The organism is Streptomyces sp. NBC_01298, assembly GCF_035978755.1.
Lineage (GTDB): Bacteria > Actinomycetota > Actinomycetes > Streptomycetales > Streptomycetaceae > Streptomyces.
Genome location: NZ_CP108414.1, coordinates 4,762,843 through 4,781,683 on the forward strand (window position 1 = coordinate 4,762,843; position 18,841 = coordinate 4,781,683).

13 protein-coding genes are annotated in these 18,841 nt (G+C 70.7%); 8 read left to right on the forward strand and 5 right to left on the reverse strand.

Features of this window, described 5'->3' with window-relative positions; genetic code table 11:
• The first annotated feature begins 18 nt into the window (after window positions 1-18).
• On the forward strand, window positions 19-1,806 hold the full coding sequence (thiC, locus tag OG730_RS21560; RefSeq protein WP_327305777.1) for a phosphomethylpyrimidine synthase ThiC: 1,788 nt from the start codon (window positions 19-21) through the stop codon (window positions 1,804-1,806).
• A gap of 113 nt (window positions 1,807-1,919) precedes the next feature.
• Here thiC and OG730_RS21565 read toward each other — a convergent pair whose 3' ends face one another.
• A complete protein-coding gene (locus OG730_RS21565) occupies window positions 1,920-3,008 on the reverse strand; it encodes a tetratricopeptide repeat-containing glycosyltransferase (protein WP_327305778.1) in 1,089 nt (362 codons plus the stop codon).
• 1,226 nt (window positions 3,009-4,234) lie between these two features.
• Between OG730_RS21565 and OG730_RS21570 the strand changes: the two genes are divergently transcribed.
• The 3 genes from OG730_RS21570 to OG730_RS21580 all read left to right on the forward strand — a co-directional run bounded on the left by OG730_RS21570 (window position 4,235) and on the right by OG730_RS21580 (window position 7,009).
• Window positions 4,235-4,681 carry a hypothetical protein gene (locus tag OG730_RS21570; protein ID WP_327305779.1) on the forward strand — a complete coding sequence of 149 codons (447 nt, stop codon included), beginning with the start codon at window positions 4,235-4,237 and terminating at the stop codon, window positions 4,679-4,681.
• A gap of 161 nt (window positions 4,682-4,842) precedes the next feature.
• On the forward strand, window positions 4,843-5,892 hold the full coding sequence (locus tag OG730_RS21575; RefSeq protein ID WP_327309355.1) for an aldo/keto reductase: 1,050 nt from the start codon (window positions 4,843-4,845) through the stop codon (window positions 5,890-5,892).
• A 250-nt stretch (window positions 5,893-6,142) separates the two neighbouring features.
• Entirely contained in the window at window positions 6,143-7,009 is an 867-nt protein-coding gene (locus tag OG730_RS21580) for a collagen-like domain-containing protein (protein WP_327305780.1), read from the forward strand.
• Window positions 7,010-7,012: 3 nt separating this feature from the next.
• On the opposite strand, the gene OG730_RS21585 is transcribed toward OG730_RS21580, so the two are convergent.
• The 3 genes from OG730_RS21585 to OG730_RS21595 form a co-directional block, all read right to left on the reverse strand.
• The gene (locus OG730_RS21585; protein WP_327305781.1) at window positions 7,013-7,825 is read right to left on the reverse strand and encodes a hypothetical protein; all 813 of its coding nucleotides are present in this window, start codon (window positions 7,823-7,825) and stop codon (window positions 7,013-7,015) included.
• Between the two features lie 148 nt (window positions 7,826-7,973).
• Window positions 7,974-9,248, reverse strand: a complete 1,275-nt coding sequence (locus tag OG730_RS21590; RefSeq protein WP_442815205.1) for a metallophosphoesterase — start codon at window positions 9,246-9,248, stop codon at window positions 7,974-7,976.
• A gap of 214 nt (window positions 9,249-9,462) precedes the next feature.
• Window positions 9,463-10,578 (reverse strand): LacI family DNA-binding transcriptional regulator, encoded by a 1,116-nt coding sequence (locus OG730_RS21595; RefSeq protein WP_327305783.1) that lies wholly within the window; start codon window positions 10,576-10,578, stop codon window positions 9,463-9,465.
• Window positions 10,579-10,940: 362 nt separating this feature from the next.
• On the opposite strand from OG730_RS21595, the gene hisC reads away from it, so the two are divergent.
• Window positions 10,941-12,023, forward strand: a complete 1,083-nt coding sequence (gene hisC / locus OG730_RS21600) for a histidinol-phosphate transaminase (RefSeq protein WP_327305784.1) — start codon at window positions 10,941-10,943, stop codon at window positions 12,021-12,023.
• A 31-nt stretch (window positions 12,024-12,054) separates the two neighbouring features.
• Here the strand turns inward: hisC and OG730_RS21605 are convergent, their stop codons facing one another.
• On the reverse strand, window positions 12,055-12,423 hold the full coding sequence (locus OG730_RS21605) for a cyclophilin-like fold protein (RefSeq protein ID WP_243331197.1): 369 nt from the start codon (window positions 12,421-12,423) through the stop codon (window positions 12,055-12,057).
• 189 nt (window positions 12,424-12,612) lie between these two features.
• On the opposite strand from OG730_RS21605, the gene OG730_RS21610 reads away from it, so the two are divergent.
• The 3 genes from OG730_RS21610 (at window position 12,613) to cydD (ending at window position 18,766) form a co-directional block, all read left to right on the forward strand.
• Window positions 12,613-14,118 carry a cytochrome ubiquinol oxidase subunit I gene (locus OG730_RS21610; RefSeq protein ID WP_327305785.1) on the forward strand — a complete coding sequence of 502 codons (1,506 nt, stop codon included), beginning with the start codon at window positions 12,613-12,615 and terminating at the stop codon, window positions 14,116-14,118.
• 18 nt (window positions 14,119-14,136) lie between these two features.
• On the forward strand, window positions 14,137-15,138 hold the full coding sequence (cydB, locus tag OG730_RS21615; protein ID WP_327305786.1) for a cytochrome d ubiquinol oxidase subunit II: 1,002 nt from the start codon (window positions 14,137-14,139) through the stop codon (window positions 15,136-15,138).
• Between the two features lie 61 nt (window positions 15,139-15,199).
• Window positions 15,200-18,766, forward strand: a complete 3,567-nt coding sequence (gene cydD / locus OG730_RS21620) for a thiol reductant ABC exporter subunit CydD (RefSeq protein ID WP_327305787.1) — start codon at window positions 15,200-15,202, stop codon at window positions 18,764-18,766.
• Window positions 18,767-18,841 lie beyond the last annotated feature (75 nt).

Consider the following 18,841-nt stretch of genomic DNA (forward strand, 5'->3'; position numbering starts at 1 on the left):
GTAGGGAGATTAGGTCTCATGACCATTCAGGACGCACGCACGCCTGCCGTCAGCCAGGACGCCGACGGCCAGACCGAGCGCCAGCCCGGCTGGCACAAGGGATACGTGGCGGGCTCCCGCCCCGACATCCGGGTGCCGGTTCGTCAGGTCCACCTCACCAACGGCAAGGACGTGACGCTCTACGACACGTCCGGTCCGTACACCGACCCGCAGATCGAGACCGACGTGCGCCGGGGCCTGCCGCCGCTGCGCGAGAACTGGATCATCAGCCGCGGTGACACCGAGGAGTACGCGGGCCGCCCCGTGCGCCCCGAGGACGACGGCATCAAGCACACCTCCCCGCGCGGTGGCCTCAAGAACCTCGACGCGGTCTTCCCGGGCCGTCCGCGCCAGCCCCGCCGCGGCCGTGGCGGCGCCGCGGTCACGCAGCTCGCGTACGCCCGCCGCGGCGAGATCACCCCGGAGATGGAGTACGTCGCGATCCGCGAGAACGTCTCCCCCGAGGTCGTCCGCGAGGAGATCGCCGCAGGTCGCGCGGTCATGCCGGTCAACGTGAACCACCCCGAGATCGAGCCGATGATCATCGGCAAGCGGTTCCTGGTGAAGGTCAACGCCAACATCGGCAACTCCGCGGTCACCTCCTCGATCGAGGAGGAGGTGGACAAGATGACCTGGGCGACCAAGTGGGGCGCCGATACGGTCATGGACCTCTCCACCGGCCGCAACATCCACACCACCCGCGAATGGGTGCTGCGCAACTCCCCCGTGCCGATCGGCACCGTGCCGCTGTACCAGGCGCTGGAGAAGGTCGACGGCCGCGCCGAGGACCTGACCTGGGAGATCTACAAGGACACGGTCATCGAGCAGGCCGAGCAGGGCGTCGACTACATGACGGTCCACGCCGGCGTGCTGCTGTCGTACGTGCCGCTGACCGCCCGCCGCAAGACCGGCATCGTCTCGCGCGGCGGCTCGATCATGGCCGCCTGGTGCCTGGCGCACCACAAGGAGAACTTCCTCTACACGAACTTCGAGGAGCTCTGCGAGATCCTCGCGGCGTACGACGTCACGTACTCGCTGGGTGACGGCCTGCGCCCCGGTTCCATCGCCGACGCGAACGACGCGGCGCAGTTCGCGGAGCTGAAGACGCTGGGCGAGCTGAATACGATCGCCAAGCGCCACAACGTGCAGACGATGATCGAGGGCCCCGGGCACGTCCCGATGCACAAGATCAAGGAGAACATCGACCTCCAGCAGGAGATCTGCGAAGAGGCGCCGTTCTACACGCTCGGCCCGCTGACCACCGACGTCGCGCCCGCGTACGACCACATCACCTCGGGCATCGGTGCCGCGATGATCGCCTGGTGGGGCACCGCGATGCTCTGCTACGTCACGCCCAAGGAGCACCTGGGCCTGCCGAACCGCGACGACGTGAAGACCGGTGTCATCACGTACAAGATCGCGGCCCACGCGGCGGACCTGGCCAAGGGCCACCCGGGCGCCCAGGAATGGGACGACGCACTGTCGGACGCGCGGTTCGAGTTCCGCTGGGAGGACCAGTTCAACCTGGCCCTCGACCCGGTCACGGCCCGCGAGTTCCACGACGAGACCCTCCCGGCCGAGCCGGCCAAGACCGCGCACTTCTGCTCCATGTGCGGTCCGAAGTTCTGCTCGATGAAGATCTCCCAGGACATCCGCCGCCAGCACGGCGGCGACCTGGGCGCCGAGGAGATCGAGGCGGGCATGGCGGAGAAGTCCGCCGAGTTCGCGGCCGCGGGCAACCGCGTGTACCTGCCGCTGGCGGACTGACCCCCCGTCCCGGCACATACGGACGGCCCGCGACACCGAGGGGGGAGTCGCGGGCCGCCGTTGCGTACGTCGTGTCGTGTCGGGCCGGGCAGGTACCGGTCCGGCGCGCGAGGTCAGGCGAAGGCCCGGGAGCCCACGCCCAGCTTGCGGCGGGCGAACTCGAGGTTCGCGAGGACCCGGTCCTGCTGGTCGTCGGGCAGTTTGCCGTCCTGGAGCAGGAGTTCGCAGCAGTCCAGGGACTCCTGGTACTCGCCGGCCCAGTAGGCGGCCACCGCGAGTTCGTCGAGCGCCCGCCAGTCGTGCCACGCGAACTCGACGAAGAGGATGTCGTCCGGGCGCGGCACCCTCACCGCTTGCCGGGCGAACAGGTAGGCGAGGGGCCAGCGGTTTTCGAGGCGGCAGAGCCGGGCGAGATCGCCGAGCGCCTCGACGCGTGAGGGGCGGCTCTCGTGTGCGCGGAGGTAGCGGTCCATCACCTCGGCCGACGGCCTGTCGAGGGTGACCGCGAGCCGTGCGGCGTAGAGCCGCGCGCAGTAGGTCTCCTCGGCCCAGCCGCCCATGGCGACCCGGTGGTCGTAGGCGTCGAGTGACTTCTCCGGCTCGCCCGCGTCGCGCCAGCTCTGGGCCAGGTAGAAGGCGTACCGGGTGTTGTCGGGCTCCTTCGCGAGGCCCTCGGTGAGGACTTCCGCGTCGCGCAGGTACTTCGCCCGCTGGCCCTCTTCCCGGAAGCGGGCCCCACCGCCGACGGAGAGGATGTTGAAGCCCTCGATCACGTCGCGGCCGTACTCGGTGCCGCAGTCGATGTACTCGTGGAGCACGCCCACGTACCGCCAGGGCAGCCGGGTGGAGACCAGCGCCGGCCGCCAGTGGACGATCGGACCGTCGTGCAGCGCGACCTGGTACGCGTCGTGCGTCAGGTCCGGCATGCGGAACCCGGGCCGGATCTGCATCTCGTCGTCGCCGTCGATGAACAGAAGGTAGTCCGCGCTGGAGCGCGCGAGTTCGACCGCCTCGCTGCGGCTACCGTCGAAACCCTTCCACGGCCGCTCGTGAAGGGTGCCGGGCAGGTCGGCGAAGCAGTCCCGGATGACGTCCTGGGTGCCGTCGGTGGAGCCCGTGTCCACGATCACCCAGGTGTCGATCAGAGGGCGCACCGACTCCAGGCACTTCCGGATCGTGGGCGCCTCGTTCTTTACGATCATGTTCAGGCAGATGGTCGGCCTCACCGCAGCACCCTCTCGTCGGACGGATCGCGGGCGACGTTAGGGAGTGCGGCTGCCGATGGGTCGGCGGCACGCCGGTGGCGCTACCACCCGGTGGGCGGCGGAGCAGCCGTTCGGGGGCGTCTGATAAGCCGTCCTGCTGATAAAAACCCCGGCCATCTCAAGATTCGGGCGGCGCCGTCCGTAAGTCCCAAGGACGTTCGAACTCGCAGCCGGGGCGGCACCCGTTCCGGCTCGCATTCCGTTCCGAAGGAGCGCTGCAGATGAGTCGTGAGCACCAGACCAAGCTTCAGCTTGGTCCCGTCCCCCGCAACCGCGCCTGGATCGCGGGAGGTGCCCTGGCCTCGCTGTCCCTCGTACTCGTGGGCATGGCCACCCCCGTCGTCGCGGTGGCCAAGCCGACGCTCACTGCGGTGAGAGCCGCTGTCCCGTCGGGCGGGGGCGGAGGCGAGGACTGTGAGCCGCACGACGGGCCGCCGCAGGACAGATACCGCGGCGGCGGTGGTGGGGACGAGGACGAGCACGAGCACGGCGGCTGGGGGGACGACGAAGGCCGCGAGCACCACGACGGTCACGACCACGGGTGTCCGCCGGCCGGCCCGACCGGGCCAACGGGACCCACGGGACCGGCAGGACCCTCTGGCGCGACGGGCGCCACCGGCGCCACCGGCGCGACGGGCGCGACGGGCGCGACGGGCGCGACGGGCGCCACGGGGGTTGATGGTGCGACGGGTCCGACCGGCCCGACGGGTCCGGCGGGTGTCGATGGTGCGACGGGCCCGACGGGCCCGACGGGCCCGACGGGTGCTGACGGGGCGACGGGTCCGACGGGTCCGACGGGTCCGACGGGTGCCGATGGTGCGACCGGTGCGACAGGCGCTACGGGTGCTGACGGTGCGACCGGCCCGACGGGTGCTGATGGTGCGACCGGCGCTACGGGTGCGGACGGTGCCACGGGCGCTACGGGTGCCGATGGTCCGACCGGCCCGACGGGTGCTGATGGCGCGACCGGTGCTACGGGTGCGGACGGTGCCACGGGTCCGACGGGTGCTGATGGCCCGACTGGGGCGACGGGTGCTGATGGTGCGACCGGTGCCACTGGCGCGACGGGTGCCACGGGTGCGACCGGCGCCACCGGTCCTGTCTCGCAGTGCAACGCCATCGCCGCCTACAAGCCCAGCGCCTCCCGCGAGATCAAAGCGGTGATGATCAACGGGATCGCGCACGTCGGTATCCGAGGTCTCGGGAACCCCAACACGCCCTTCGACTGGCACAACTTGACCAACGCCGCGCGCAACCCGAACTACCCGTCCGGGATCGCGTGCGGCATCGCCGTCGACGAGCACGCCAACGGGGCGAACATCGAGATCTCGACCACCACCGGGCAGGTATGGGAGACCTTCTGCGCGATCGATAACCCCACTCCGTCCCTGGATTGCGGGACCGCGGCGCCGGGAACACCGCACCCGTGGGTGCAGATCACCCCCGGCCCCACGAGCGCCCCCGCGCGGACCGTGGCGGCCAGGGACATGTTCCTCCAGAAGCCCCAGGCGATGAAGCCCGACTTCAAGAACAAGGTCGCCAAGAAGCCGGCGGCGAAGACGCCGGCCGCCAAGCACACGGCGCCGAAGGGCAACAAGCACCGCGGGTAGTCCCGGACCGGTGAGCCCGGTGTAAGCAGCAAGCGGCCCGGAGCGCCGCCGGACCTCGGTCCGGCCGGTGCTCCGGGCCGCCGCACGTTCGGTACCCACAAGGGGCTTGGCGGGGGCTTGCGCTCGAGCGCGCTCCAACTTTTACAGTGCGGCCCATGAGCATGCGATACCGAATTCTGGGTGGGACCGGCATCGAGGTCAGCACGCACTGCCTCGGCACGATGATGTTCGGCGCGGTCGGCAATCCGGATCACGGGGACTGCGCCCGGATCATCCATGCCGCGCTCGATCACGGGATCAACTTCGTGGACACCGCGGACATGTACTCGGCCGGGGAGTCCGAGACGATCGTGGGCAAGGCCCTCAAGGGCCGGCGGGACGACGTCGTACTCGCGACCAAGGTGCACTTCCAGATGGGCGAGGGGCGCAACCGCAGCGGGAACTCCCGGCGCTGGATCGTGCGTGCCGTCGAGGACAGCCTGCGCCGGCTGGACACGGACTGGATCGACCTCTACCAGGTGCACCGCCCCGACCAGGGCACGGACGTCGAGGAGACCCTGTCCGTCCTCGGTGATCTGGTCCGGGCCGGCAAGATACGCGCCTTCGGCTGCTCCACCTTCCCGGCCGAGGAGATCGTCGAGGCGCACCACGTCGCCGAACGGCGGGCTCTGCCGAGGTTCCGGACCGAGCAGCCGCCGTACTCGATCCTCGCGCGCGGGATCGAGAGCAGTGTGCTCCCGGTCGCCCGGAGATACGGGATGGGCGTCCTGACCTGGAGCCCGCTCGCGTCGGGATTCCTGAGCGGGAAGTACCGGCTCGGCAACGCCATCGACATGACCTCGGGGCGTGCGGCTCTGGCGCCCGCCCGCTTCGACCCCGCGATCCCGGGCAACGTCGCGAAGCTGGAGGCCGTGGAGCAGCTGGTGGAGCTCGCCGACTCCATTGGCTGCACGCTGCCCGAGCTGGCAGTGGCCTTCCCGCTGGCGCATCCCGCCGTCACCTCTGTGATCACGGGGCCGCGGACCATGGAGCAGCTGGAAGCCCTGGTGAAGGGCGCGGCACTGGTCCTCGATGACGCGACCCTCGACCGGATCGACGAGATCGTGGAGCCGGGCCGGAATCTGTACCACCCGGACGGCGCGTGGCGCTCCCCGGCGCTGGCGGACGTCACGCAGCGCAGGCGGCTGCCGGGAGACCGGTCCGCCGGTTGATCGGGCAGCCGCTCCGATGTTTCACGTGAAACAGCGACGGGTGTTTCACGTGAAACATGGCGTATGCGACGCGGCCCCGGGTGGCCGTGCGGCAGGCCGCCAAGTGGCCGTGTGCGCTGCGCCGTTCCGCTGACAGATGGGCGCGCCGGTCGGACTCGAGGCGTCGGGGTCCTCAAGATGGCCCGCGGAGACCGGTCGTACGTCCGGGCTTCGCAGGTCGATTCGATCCGGTGTGTGCGAGGAGCGGTACATGAGTTCTGAGAACAAGGCCCGCGTCTACCTGGGGCCGCTGCCCCGACGAGCCGGCTGGCTGACGGGAGGCACGCTCGCCACGGTGGCGCTCGTGCTGGCCGGTCTGGCGACCCCGGCGGTCGCGCTGGCCGAGGCGCCGGCGGGAGGGGACCACTGCAAGGCCCAGCGCCACCGAGCGGGCGTACCGGCGCAGGCGCCGGTGGCCGGTGGTGGTCACGGAGACGACTGCAAGGTGGGTCCGACGGGCCCGCGCGGCCCGCGCGGACCCAAGGGTGCGACGGGTCCCACCGGCCCCCGGGGCGCGACCGGAGCGACGGGCCCGACCGGGCCGCGCGGCTACCCCGGTGCCACCGGCGCGACGGGAGCCACCGGTTCCACGGGCGCCACCGGTCCGACCGGTCCGACGGGTCCGACGGGTGCGACCGGCGCCTCGGGTACCAACGGGGCGACGGGCGCGACCGGACCCACCGGTCCCTGCAGTGACATCGACAGCTACTCGCCCTCGAACACCGAGGACTTCCACGCCGCCCTCACGGGCGGCGTCGCCTACGCCGGGCGGGCGTCCACGCCGGGCGGCGTGCCGGTCTGGCAGAACATCAGCGACGCTGACGACAATCCGGGCTTCCCCGTCGGAATTGCCTGCGGCATCTCCATCGCGGCCCAGGGCAATGACGCGTACATCAAGGTGCTGACCACGACCGGTCAGGTGTTCCAGACGCACGGTGACACCATGGGCGGCACCTTCGTCTGGGACGAGGCCTGGACCCAGCTCCTGCCGGCGCCGAACCCGGCGATCGGACTGCGCGGCAAGAGCGTCGAGTGGAAGGGCGACCTGGCCTACTCGGGCTCGCCGAACGGCCAGTAGCGCTCACTTCGGATCGGTCTCCGGGCCGCCGAAGTCCGGACTGGTGAAGTCCGGAGACGAGTAGCCGGGACGGGGCCCCTCCGCTGGGGCGCCCGGACTGGTGAAATCGGGCCGGGTGTATCCCAGGTTGGGGATGCGCCCGGCTCCCGGCTTTCTGGGGGCCGGGAGGCCGGCCCCGGCGCTGGGATCGGCCAGCGCGTCCCGGAGGAACGGCACGATGCCCCGCTCCAGCAGGGCGTTGCGCCAGGCTTCCCGGGCTCGTGCCACTTCGTCGGGTACCGCCTCGGTCTCGTCCGCAGCCACCTCGGTGGAACTGTTGCGGACGGCCGTGACGAGCAGTCCGATCACGGCGAAGAGCAGCGCGGCGGCGGTGAGCCCGCCGAACAGCCAGCCCGCCGTCAGCATCGTGTCGGCGAAGGCGGGTTCGGGTTCGATCATCTTCAGGATGTAGCCCACCAGCAGGAAGATCAGCATGGCGGTGCCGGCCAGGACCGGCGCGAGGACCGCGACCACGGCGCTGACGCCCGCGCCGCCGCCCTGCCCGTCGCCCTCCTCCCCCGTGCTTCCGGGGGTGGACAGGATCTCGTTCTGCCGTTCTTTGCGGACCTTCACGTAATGGTCGTACTCGGCCGCGGCCGCGGCTGTCAGCAGCCCGGTGGCCCCCATGGCCATGGTGCGCAGCTGTTCGGCGTTCAGCCGTTCGCCGAGGGCGGCGAGCTCGGGCCTGGCGTTCGCCGTGCGCAGCGCCTCGTCGAGGAGCCGATCGAACTCCGGTCGGTCTTCGGTGAGCAGGTGCGGAGCGCTGGTCATGTGCATCCCCCGATGCTCCGTAGGGACCGGTATGCCCGCGTAGAACGGGGCGCCGGCACAAACGGAGGAGAGCCTGCTACGGATAGAGCGATGGTAGAGCGCCCACGCCGTACGTAGACAGGGGCTTTCCGGAAATACCCAGCTCCGGGAAGCCTCAGTCGTTCAGCGGGAGTTGCACGACGAGCAGTTTGCCCGCCATCGTCACGCCACCATCCATCGCGATGGCCAGGCCTTCCGCGTAGACGTGCGGGCCGACGACGGCCTCGGGGCCGTGTGCGCCGTCACCGTCCTCGGTGCCCACCTCGCCCAGCAGGTACGGGATGGGGCTGTGGCCGTGTACGACGCGGCTGCCGCCGTAGGTGCCGATGAGTTCGCGGACGGCCTGGGGGCCGGTCTCCTCGTCTCGGAAGGCGAAGCGCTTGGTGAACTTGCGGAACAGGTCCCAGGTGATGTCGGCGTCGTTGCGGTTGAGCAGCTCGTGGATGGTGTCGTTGACGTCCTCGACCGAGTCGCCGTAGTCGAGGTAGGCGGTGGTGTCCGAGTGGAGGAGCAGATGGTCCTCCACCAGGACCGCCGCGTCCAGCCGGGACATCCACTGGAGGTGGACGTCCTGCAGCCGGTCCATGTCGGTGCGCTGGCCGCCGTTGAGGAGCCAGGCGGCCTGGAAGGTGGCGGTGCCGGCGCCGGAGACGATGGGAGTGTCCCCGAACCGCTTGGCGCCGATGAGCAGCAGCTCGTGGTTGCCCATGAGGGCCTTGCAGTAGCCGCCCGCCGCGGCGGCTTCGGCGGAGAGCCGCATGACGAGGTCGATGACCCCGATGCCGTCGGGGCCGCGGTCGGTGAAGTCGCCGAGGAACCAGAGCCGGGCGTTGCCGGCGGACCAGTTGCGGTCGGCGTCGATGAGCCCCTGGAACTGCAGTTCGGCGACGAGTTCGTCGATGTAGCCGTGCACGTCGCCGACGACGTAGAGCGGGCCGGGACCCTCGCCGGGCGTCTCCTGCGGTACGTACTGGATCTGGACGGTGTCGCCGGGGCCGCCGAGGGCGCCGCGCCCGATGATGGGGAGGTCGCGCTGGGTCGGCGTGTACTCCTCGGGGTCGCTCTCCTCGGAGACGTGACCCATCGGGCGTCCGACGGGCTCCCCGTGGGCGCCGTACGGGGCTTCGTGGCCGTATCCGTGCTGCGCGGGAACGGGAAGCGGGACGGGAGCCGGCACGGGAGCCGGGCCCGCGTCGTAGTACGCGGGGTACTCGCCGTAGACGGGGGCGTCCGCCCCGAGCCCCGCGGAGCCCGCCGCCGCGATTGCTGCGGATCCCGGGAGCGCGGTATGCGAGGCGGGTTCGGCGACCGGCAACCGGAAGTCCCGCTCGGTGTCCGTCCGCACCGCGGGTCCCTGACCGGCCCCCTGAGTCATCGACCCCTCCACCACCGTCGCGCTGCCGTACACCTGCGGACCCTCCCGCTACTGGGCGGAGGGTCCGTGATGTCGTGCGCCCATCATAGGAATGCAGCTCGCGCTCTGTGACGCACCAGGGGTGGTGAATCCTGGCGGGCGCCGGTCTTTCCTGCTGGTTTCTCCCGATATGGGTGTTGCTGAAATCCTCGGCGGGACCTGCGGCCCCGCCGTTGGGCCGGCGCGGGGGTCAGTCCTGGGCCGGGGATCGGGGCGGGCTGACGGTCGTACGGGGCTGCCTGCGCTGGGACGAGGTACGAATGATCAGCTCGGTCGGGATGACCTGTTCGACGGGTCCGTCCGTGTCGACGCCCTCGATGGCGTCGATGAGCAGCTGGACGACGGCGGTGCCGATGCGGCGCGGTTTGAGGGACAGGGTGGTGATGGGCGGCTCGGTGGTGGCGTACACGGTGGATTCGCTGCAGCACACGAGCAGCAGATCCTCGGGAACGCGCAGGCCGTAGCGCCGGGCGGCGGCGAGCAGGTCGGTGCCGTTGGGGTCGAACAGGCCGTAGACGGCGTCGGGCCGGTCGGGCCGGGCCAGGAGCCGGTCGGCGGCGACGGCGCCGGCGCACGGATCGTGGGCGGGGTAGGACTCGTAGACGGGGTCCTGGCCCACGCGCTCGCACCAGCGCAGGTAGGCCGTCGTGGAGAGGCGGGTGTAGGTGTCGGTGGTGGTGCCGGTCAGGAGCCCGATGCGGCGGGCTCCGGCGGCGGCTAGGTGGTCGAGGAGTCCGAGGACGGCGGCCTCGTGGTCGTTGTCGACCCAGGCGGTGACGGGGAGTGAGCCGGCGGGGCGTCCGTCGGAGACGACGGGCAGACCCTGGCGGACCAGTTCGGTGACGACGGGATCGTGGTCGGAGGGGTCGATGACGACGGTGCCGTCGAGGGCCACGTTGGACCAGACGTCGTGTCGGGAGGTGGCGGGGAGGATGACGAGGGCGTAGCCGCGAGCGAGTGCGGCGGAGGTGGCGGCCCTGGCCATCTCGGCGAAGTACGCGAATTCGGTGAAGGTGAAAGGTTCATCCCCGTACGTGGTCACGGTCAGGCCGATGAGGCCCGACTTGCCGGTACGGAGGGTGCGGGCCGCCGCGGAGGGGCGGTAGCCCAGTCGGTCCGCGACTTCGCGGACGTGGCGGCGGGTGGCGTCCGGCAGCCGTCCCTTCCCGTTGAGGGCGTCGGAGACGGTCGTGATCGAGACGCCCGCCGCGGCGGCCACGTCCCTGATGCCCGCCCGGCCTTGTCGGCCGGCGGCCCGCCGGGTGGTCTCGGTCCGGCTCACCTGATGCTTCCCTGCTGCTGTCATGGCGAGCCGATAGTAGGGCTCGGTGGGCAGGGCGGTCCGGATGCATATGCACGCGTTGACAGGCACGATTCTGCATGGTTCGCCACCCCCAATGACCTTGGAAATGAAGGCGATTGGTCACGAGGGGTGTCTGGTGCCCTTGTCGACGGGACCGTGCATGCCAAAACGGAGCGCTCTCGTGCTCGGCTCAACTCACCTGTACGAGGGACGCGCGCCACGGCGCAGGCCACCGGCGCACGCATATATGCGTGCGCTCTCCCGCATTCCAGGCGCCCGCCGTTCTCGGATGGACGGAATCCTCATAAGGTGAGGAGTATTGAGTCGACGGCGACGTCGTACGGGACGGTCGAGGAGGACCTGCGGTGAGCGAGAAGAGCCCGAAGCTGCGCGCCGAGCTGGACGGCATCCCCACCTACAAGCCCGGGAAGCCCGCGGCAGCGGGCGGCCCGGTCGCGTTCAAGCTGTCCTCGAACGAGAACCCGTACCCGCCCCTGCCTGGGGTGCTGGAGAGTGCGGTCGCCGCGGCCGGCCACTTCAACCGGTACCCGGACATGGCGTGCACGGGTCTGGTGAACGAGCTCGCCGAGCGGTTCGGGGTCCCGGTCGAGCACATCGCCACCGGCACCGGCTCGGTCGGGGTCGCGCAGTCGCTGATCCAGTCGACGGCGGGCCCGGGCGACGAGGTCATCTACGCCTGGCGGTCTTTCGAGGCTTATCCGATCATCGTGCAGATCTCGGGCGCGACCTCGGTCCAGGTCCCGCTGACCGAGGGGGACGTGCACGACCTGGACGCGATGTTCGAGGCGATCACGGAGCGGACCCGCCTGATTTTCGTCTGCAACCCCAACAACCCCACCGGTACCGCTGTGCGCCGTGCCGAGCTGGAGCGCTTCCTGGACCGGGTGCCCTCCGACATCCTCGTCGTCCTCGACGAGGCCTACAAGGAATTCGTCCGCGACGTCGAGGTTCCGGACGGCATCGAGCTCTACCGCAACCGCCCCAACGTCGCCGTGCTGCGCACGTTCTCCAAGGCGTACGGCCTCGCCGGCCTGCGCGTCGGCTTCGCGGTGGCGCACGAGCCGGTGGCCGCGGCGCTGCGCAAGACCGCGGTGCCCTTCGGTGTCAGCCAGCTCGCCCAGGACGCGGCGGTCGCCTCGCTGCGGGCGGAGGACGAGCTGATGGGCCGGGTCGGGTCGCTGGTGAGCGAGCGCGCCCGGGTCTACGGGACGCTGCTGGCCCAGGGCTGGACCGTGGTGCCGCAGACGCAGGCCAACTTCGTGTGGATGCGGCTCGCGGAGCGCACCGCCGACTTCGCGGCGGCCTGCGAGAAGGCCGGCGTGGTGGTCCGGCCCTTCGCGGGCGAGGGCCTGCGGGTCACGATCGGCGAGCCCGAGGCGAACGACCTCTTCCTGCACACGGCGGAGGCGTTCTTCAAGGAGCTCTAGGGCTCCAGGGGACCGGCCGGGCCGTGTGCGGTCAGGCCAGTTCCACGCGGATGGGGTCACCGTCGCGGACGGTGGCCAGCAGGCGGGGGTCGCCGTCGAACGAGCCGAGGACGTTGCACGGGCTCGCCAGGCGGCTCTCGCCCCCGCGGGAGATCGGGGTGGGGCCGTAGGGGAGCGCGAGCGCGTCGCCCTCGGTCCAGAACGCGACCGTGCCGGGCTCGACGACCTGCTGGGCGTCGTGCTCCAGGGCCACGGAGACGCCGGTGTCGAAGTAGACCTCCTCGCCCCAGGTGTTCGCGGAAGCGGAAATGGGGAGCGCGTCGGCCAGGGCCTTGGCGGTCGGGGTCTCGTCGAGCGTTGCGGTGAGCTGGCCCGCGGGCCACAGGAATCGAATCTTCATGGGTCGCATTCAACAATCTGTTGAATTTATTCGCTAGGGGGGACCCCCCTGAAAGATGCCGACAGCGGTACGACATAATGCTTGTGAATGTGAACGCGTTCACAAGCGTGTCCTGCTTCCTCCCGGATTGAGTGGGATACAAGAGGCAAACTGCGGCTGTGACCACGGCGAAACGAAGGAGACGACGACGTGGACCTAGCTTTGGCGCCAGAGACCCTGGCGCGATGGCAGTTCGGTATTACCACCGTCTATCACTTCCTCTTCGTTCCCTTGACGATCTCGCTGGCCGCGCTCGTCGCGATCTTGCAGACCGCCTGGGTGCGTTCGGAAAAGGAGAAGTACCTCAAGGCCACCAAGTTCTGGGGCAAGCTCTTCCTGATCAACATCGCGATGGGTGTCGTCACGGGCATCGTCCAGGAGTTCCAGTTCGGCATGAACTGGTCCGACTACTCGCGGTTCGTCGGTGACATCTTCGGAGCCCCGCTGGCCTTCGAGGCGCTCATCGCCTTCTTCTTCGAGTCGACCTTCATCGGCCTGTGGATCTTCGGCTGGGACAAGCTGCCCAAGAAGATCCACCTGGCCTGCATCTGGATGGTCTCGATCGGCACCATCCTGTCCGCGTACTTCATCCTCGCGGCGAACTCCTGGATGCAGCACCCGGTCGGCTACCGCATGAACCCCGAGCGCGGCCGGGCCGAGCTCACGGACTTCTGGCTGGTGCTCACGCAGAACACCGCGCTGACCCAGTTCTTCCACACCATGACGGCGGCCTTCCTGGTCGGCGGCGCGTTCATGGTGGGCATCGCGGCCTTCCACCTCGCCCGCAAGAGGCACATCCCCGTCATGCGGACCTCGCTGCGACTCGGCCTGGTCGTCATGATCATCGCCGGTCTGGGCACCGCCATCAGCGGAGACCTGCTCGGCAAGGTCATGTTCAAGCAGCAGCCGATGAAGATGGCCGCCGCCGAGGCCCTCTGGGACGGCGAGGCGCCCGCGCCCTTCTCCGTCTTCGCCTACGGCGACGTGGAAAAGGGCCACAACACGGTCGCCATAGAGATCCCGGGCCTGCTGTCCTTCCTGGCCAACGACGACTTCAGCTCGTTCGTCCCGGGCATCAACGACGTCAACAAGTCCGAGCAGGAGAAGTTCGGGCCCGGTGACTACCGGCCCAACATCCCCGTCGCCTACTGGGGCTTCCGCTGGATGATCGGCTTCGGCATGGCCTCGCTCGGCGTCGGCATGCTGGGGCTCTGGCTGACCCGCAAGAAGTTCATGCTGCCGCCGGGGCTGCGCACCGGTGAGGAAGAGGTACCCCACCTGGTCCTCTTCAAGAAGGCGCTGAGCCCCAAGTTCACGAACTGGTACTGGATCATCGCGCTCTGGACCATGGGCTTCCCGCTGATCGCCAACTCCTGGGGCTGGATCTTCACCGAGATGGGCCGTCAGCCCTGGGTGGTCTACGGGGTCCTGCGCACCCGGGACGCGGTCTCGCCGAACGTCTCCCAGGGCGAGGTGCTCACCTCGATGATCGGCTTCACGCTGCTCTACGCCGTGCTCGCCGTGATCGAGGTCAAGCTCCTAGTGAAGTACGTCAAGGTCGGCCCGCCCGAGCTCACCGAGGCCGACCTCAACCCGCCGACCAAGATCGGCGGGGACGACAAGAACCCCGACCGGCCGATGGCCTTCTCGTACTGAGGCTGAGGAGACCACACCATGCAACTCCACGACGTCTGGTTCGTGCTCATCGCCGTTCTGTGGATCGGCTACTTCTTCCTGGAGGGCTTCGACTTCGGAGTCGGCGTCCTGACCAAGCTGCTGGCCCGCGACCGCACGGAGAAGCGGGTCCTGATCAACACGATCGGGCCCGTGTGGGACGGCAACGAGGTCTGGCTGCTCACGGCCGGCGGTGCGACGTTCGCCGCCTTCCCCGAGTGGTACGCCACCCTCTTCTCCGGCTTCTACCTGCCGCTCCTGCTCATCCTGATCTGCCTCATCATCCGCGGGGTCGCCTTCGAGTACCGGCACAAGCGGCCCGAGGACAAGTGGCAGACCAACTGGGAACACGCGATCTTCTGGACCTCGCTGATCCCCGCGTTCCTGTGGGGCGTGGCCTTCGCCAACATCGTGCGCGGCGTGAAGATCGACCAGGACATGGAGTACGTCGGAAACTTCTTCGACCTGCTCAACGTCTACTCGATCCTCGGCGGCCTGGTCACCCTGACCCTGTTCACCTTCCACGGCGCGGTGTTCACCTCGCTCAAGACGGTCGGCGACATCCGGGACCGCTCGCGCAAGCTGGCCATGCGGCTCGGGGTGGTGACCGCCGTCCTGGCGCTCGCCTTCCTGATCTGGACCCAGGTCTCGCGCGGTGACGGCTGGAGCCTGATCGCCATGATCGTGGCGGTACTGGCCCTGGTGGGTGCCCTCGGCTTCAACTTCGCCGGCCGGGAGGGATGGGCGTTCGGCCTGTCGGGCGTCACCATCGCGGCGGCCGTCGCGATGCTCTTCCTGACGCTGTTCCCGAACGTCATGCCGTCCTCGCTGAACGACGCCTGGAACCTCACGGTCACCAATGCCTCGTCCAGCGCGTACACCCTGAAGATCATGACCTGGTGCGCGGCGGTGGCGACCCCGCTCGTCCTGCTCTACCAGGGGTGGACGTACTGGGTGTTCCGCAAGCGCATCGGCACGCAGCACATCGTCGACGCGCACTGAGTCCGGCCCCGCCCGCCTCGCCTGCTCCGCTCCGCCTGCTCCTGCCTGGGGGATGTTTCACGTGAAACCGATCGACCCGCGCCTGCTTCGGTACGCCCGGTCCACCCGACTCTTCCTGGGAGCGGTGGTGGCCCTCGGGCTCGCCGGGGCGGGGCTGGTCGTCGGCCAGGCCATGCTGATCGCCGAGATCGTCGTCGGTGCCTTCGAGGACGGGCTGGACGGCGGAGCCCTGCGGACGCCCCTGCTGCTGCTCGCGGCGGTGGCACTCGGCCGGGGCCTGGTCGCCTGGCTGACCGAGCTGGCCGCGCACCGGGCGAGCGCGGCGGTCAAGTCGGAACTGCGGGGCCGACTGCTGGAGCGGGCCGCCGACCTCGGGCCTGGCTGGCTGAGCGGACAGCGGACCGGCTCTTTGGTGGCCCTGGCCACCCGGGGAGTGGACGCCCTCGACGACTACTTCTCGCGGTACCTGCCCCAGCTGGGGCTCGCGATCGTCGTCCCCGTGGCGGTGCTCGCGCGGATCGTCACCGAGGACTGGGTGTCGGCGGCGATCATCGTGGTCACGCTTCCGCTGATCCCCCTGTTCATGATCCTGATCGGCATGGCCACCCAGTCCCGGATGGACCGCCAGTGGCGGCTGCTGTCCCGGCTCTCGGGGCACTTCCTGGACGTGGTGGCGGGCCTGCCGACCTTGAAGGTCTTCGGCCGCGCGAAGGCCCAGGCGGAGTCCATCCGCAAGATCACCGATGACTACCGGCAGGCCACGATGCGCACGCTGCGCATCGCCTTCCTGTCCTCGTTCGCCCTCGAACTGCTGGCGACCCTGTCGGTGGCGCTGGTCGCGGTGACCATCGGCATGCGGCTCGTCCACGGGGAGCTGGACCTCTACACCGGGCTGGTCATCCTGGTCCTGGCGCCCGAGGCGTACCTGCCCTTGCGTCAGGTCGGGGCGCAGTACCACGCGGCGGCGGAGGGACTGGCCGCCGCGGAAGAGATCTTCGAGGTGCTGGAAACCCCGGTCACCGCATCGCGGGGGACGGCCGCCGTTCCGGCGTCCGAACTGCGGATCGAGTTCGACGCGGTGGCCGTCCGGTACGAGGGCCGGGGCGAGGACTCCCCCGGACCCGTCTCGCTGACGGTGGAGCCGGGTGAATGCGTGGCCCTCACCGGGCCGAGCGGCGCGGGCAAGTCCACGCTGCTGCAGGTGCTGCTGGGCTTCGTCACGCCGAGCGAGGGGCGCGTCCGGGTCGGGGGCGCCGACCTGGCCGGGCTGGCGCCCGAGCAGTGGCGGGAGCGGATCGCGTGGGTGCCGCAGCGGCCGCACCTGTTCGCGGGGACGATCTCGGAGAACGTACGGCTGGCGCGGCCCGGCGCCGACGATGCCGAGGTGACCGCCGCGCTGGTGGACGCCGGGGCGTGGGAGTTCGTACGGGCCCTGCCGCGCGGGGCGGACACCCCGCTCGGTGAGGGCGGGGTCGGACTGTCCGCCGGACAGCGCCAGCGCCTCGCGCTGGCGCGGGCGTTCCTGGCCGACCGGCCGGTGCTCCTGCTCGACGAGCCGACGGCGGCACTGGACGGCGAGACCGAGGCGGCCGTGGTCGAGGCGGTACGCCGCCTCGCGGTCGGGCGGACCGTCCTGCTCGTGGTGCACCGGCCGGCCCTGCTGGCGCTGGCCGATCGGGTCGTACGGGTCGGGGCCGGCCCCGCCGGGCCCTCCCCCGCCGCCCCCCTTCCCGCCGCGCGGGCGGGGCAGCCGGCGCCGGGACCGGCGCCGCGCGATCCCGGTGAATGGATCCTTGGAGACGCCCCGGAGCGGGCGGGCGGCCCGGGCGGCGGCGACGCCGGCGGCGGCGATCCGCTGAAGCGGGTAAGGGGTGTGGCCAAGGCCTGGCAGGGACGGTTCCGGCTCGGGCTGTTCCTCGGGGCGCTGGCCGTCGGGTGCAGCGTCGGGCTGATGGCCGTCTCCGGATGGCTGATCTCGCGCGCCTCCGAACAGCCGCCCGTGCTGTACCTGATGGTGGCCGTCACCGCGACGCGGGCGTTCGGCATGGGCCGGGCCGTCTTCCGCTACGCGGAGCGCCTCGTGTCCCACGACGCGGTCCTGCGGATGCTCGCCGACCTGCGCGTCTCGGTGTTCCAGCGGCTGGAGCGCATCGCGCCCGGCGGGCTGCGCACCCACCGGCGCGGGGATCTGCTGACCCGGCTGGTGGCCGACGCCGACGCCCTTCAGGACTACTGGCTGCGCTGGCTGCTGCCCGTCGGCACCGCGGTGCTCGTGGGCACCGGTTCGGTGGCCTTCACCGCCTGGCTGCTGCCGGGGGCCGGCGTGGTGCTCGCCGTCGGGCTGCTGGCCGCCGGTGTCGGTGTACCGCTGGTCAGCGCGGTCTGCGCACGCCGCACGGAACGCCGCCTCGCGCCCGCCCGGGGAGAGCTCGCCACCCGTGTGGCGGATCTGCTCACCGGAACCGCGGAGCTCACCGTCGCCGGAGCGCTCGGCGGGCGCCGGGCCGCCGCGAAGGAGAGCGACCGCACGCTGACCGGGATCGCGGCCCGCGCGGCCGCCGTCACCGGGCTCGGGAGCGGGCTGTCGGCCCTGGTGACCGGAGTGACCGTGGTGTGCGCGGCCGCCGTCGGGGCGGACGCCGTCGCCGGGGGCCGGCTCTCCGGGGTGGCCATGGCCGTGGTCGTGCTGACACCGCTGGCCGCCTTCGAGGCCGTCAGCGGGCTTCCGCAGGCAGTCCAGTACCGCCAGCGGGTCCGGCGCAGCGCCGAGCGGGTCTACGAAGTCATCGACGCACCCGTCCCGGTCACCGAGCCGGAGCGGCCCGAAGCCCTGCCCGCCTCCCCCTTCCCGTTGCGGCTGACGGGGCTCGCCGCCCGCCACCCCGGGCAGGAGAAGGAGGCGCTGAGCGGGCTCGACCTGACCCTGGAGGCGGGCCGCCGGATCGCGGTCGTCGGGCCTTCGGGGGCCGGCAAGACCACGCTGGCACAGGTCCTGCTGCGCTTCCTGGACCAGCACGAAGGCTCGTACACCCTGGGCGGGACCGACGCGCGCGCCCTCGACGGGGACGACGTGCGCCGGGTGGTGGGCCTGTGTGCCCAGGACGCGCACATCTTCGACAGCTCCGTACGGGAGAACCTGCGCCTGGCCGCCCCGGGGGCGAGCGAGGCACGGCTGCGCGAGGCCCTCGCCGCGGCCCGGCTGCTGGAGTGGGCCGACGGGCTCCCGGACGGGCTGGACACGCTGGTCGGCGAGCACGGCGAGCGGATCTCCGGGGGACAGCGCCAGCGCCTCGCCCTGGCGCGGGCGTTGCTCGCCGACTTCCCGGTCCTCGTCCTGGACGAGCCCGCCGAGCACCTGGACCTGGCCACCGCCGATGCGCTGACCGCGGACCTGCTGGCCGCGACCGAGGGCCGTACCACCGTGCTGATCACGCACCGGCTCGCCGGTCTGGAAGAGGTCGACGAGGTGCTCGTCCTGGACGCCGGCGCGGTGGTCCAGCGCGGTGCCTACGCGGAGCTGGCGGCGGCCCCCGGCCCGCTGCGCGCGCTGCTGGAGCGGGAGCGGGAAGCGGACGAGACGGGCAGCTCAGTGCAGGCTCGACTTTCCTCGCCAAACGGGACTAACTAGGCTCAAGGGCATGTCAGCGCAGGAGTCCCAGGAATCGCCCGAGTACCCGCCGGAGTCCTCGGCGCAATCGCCCGA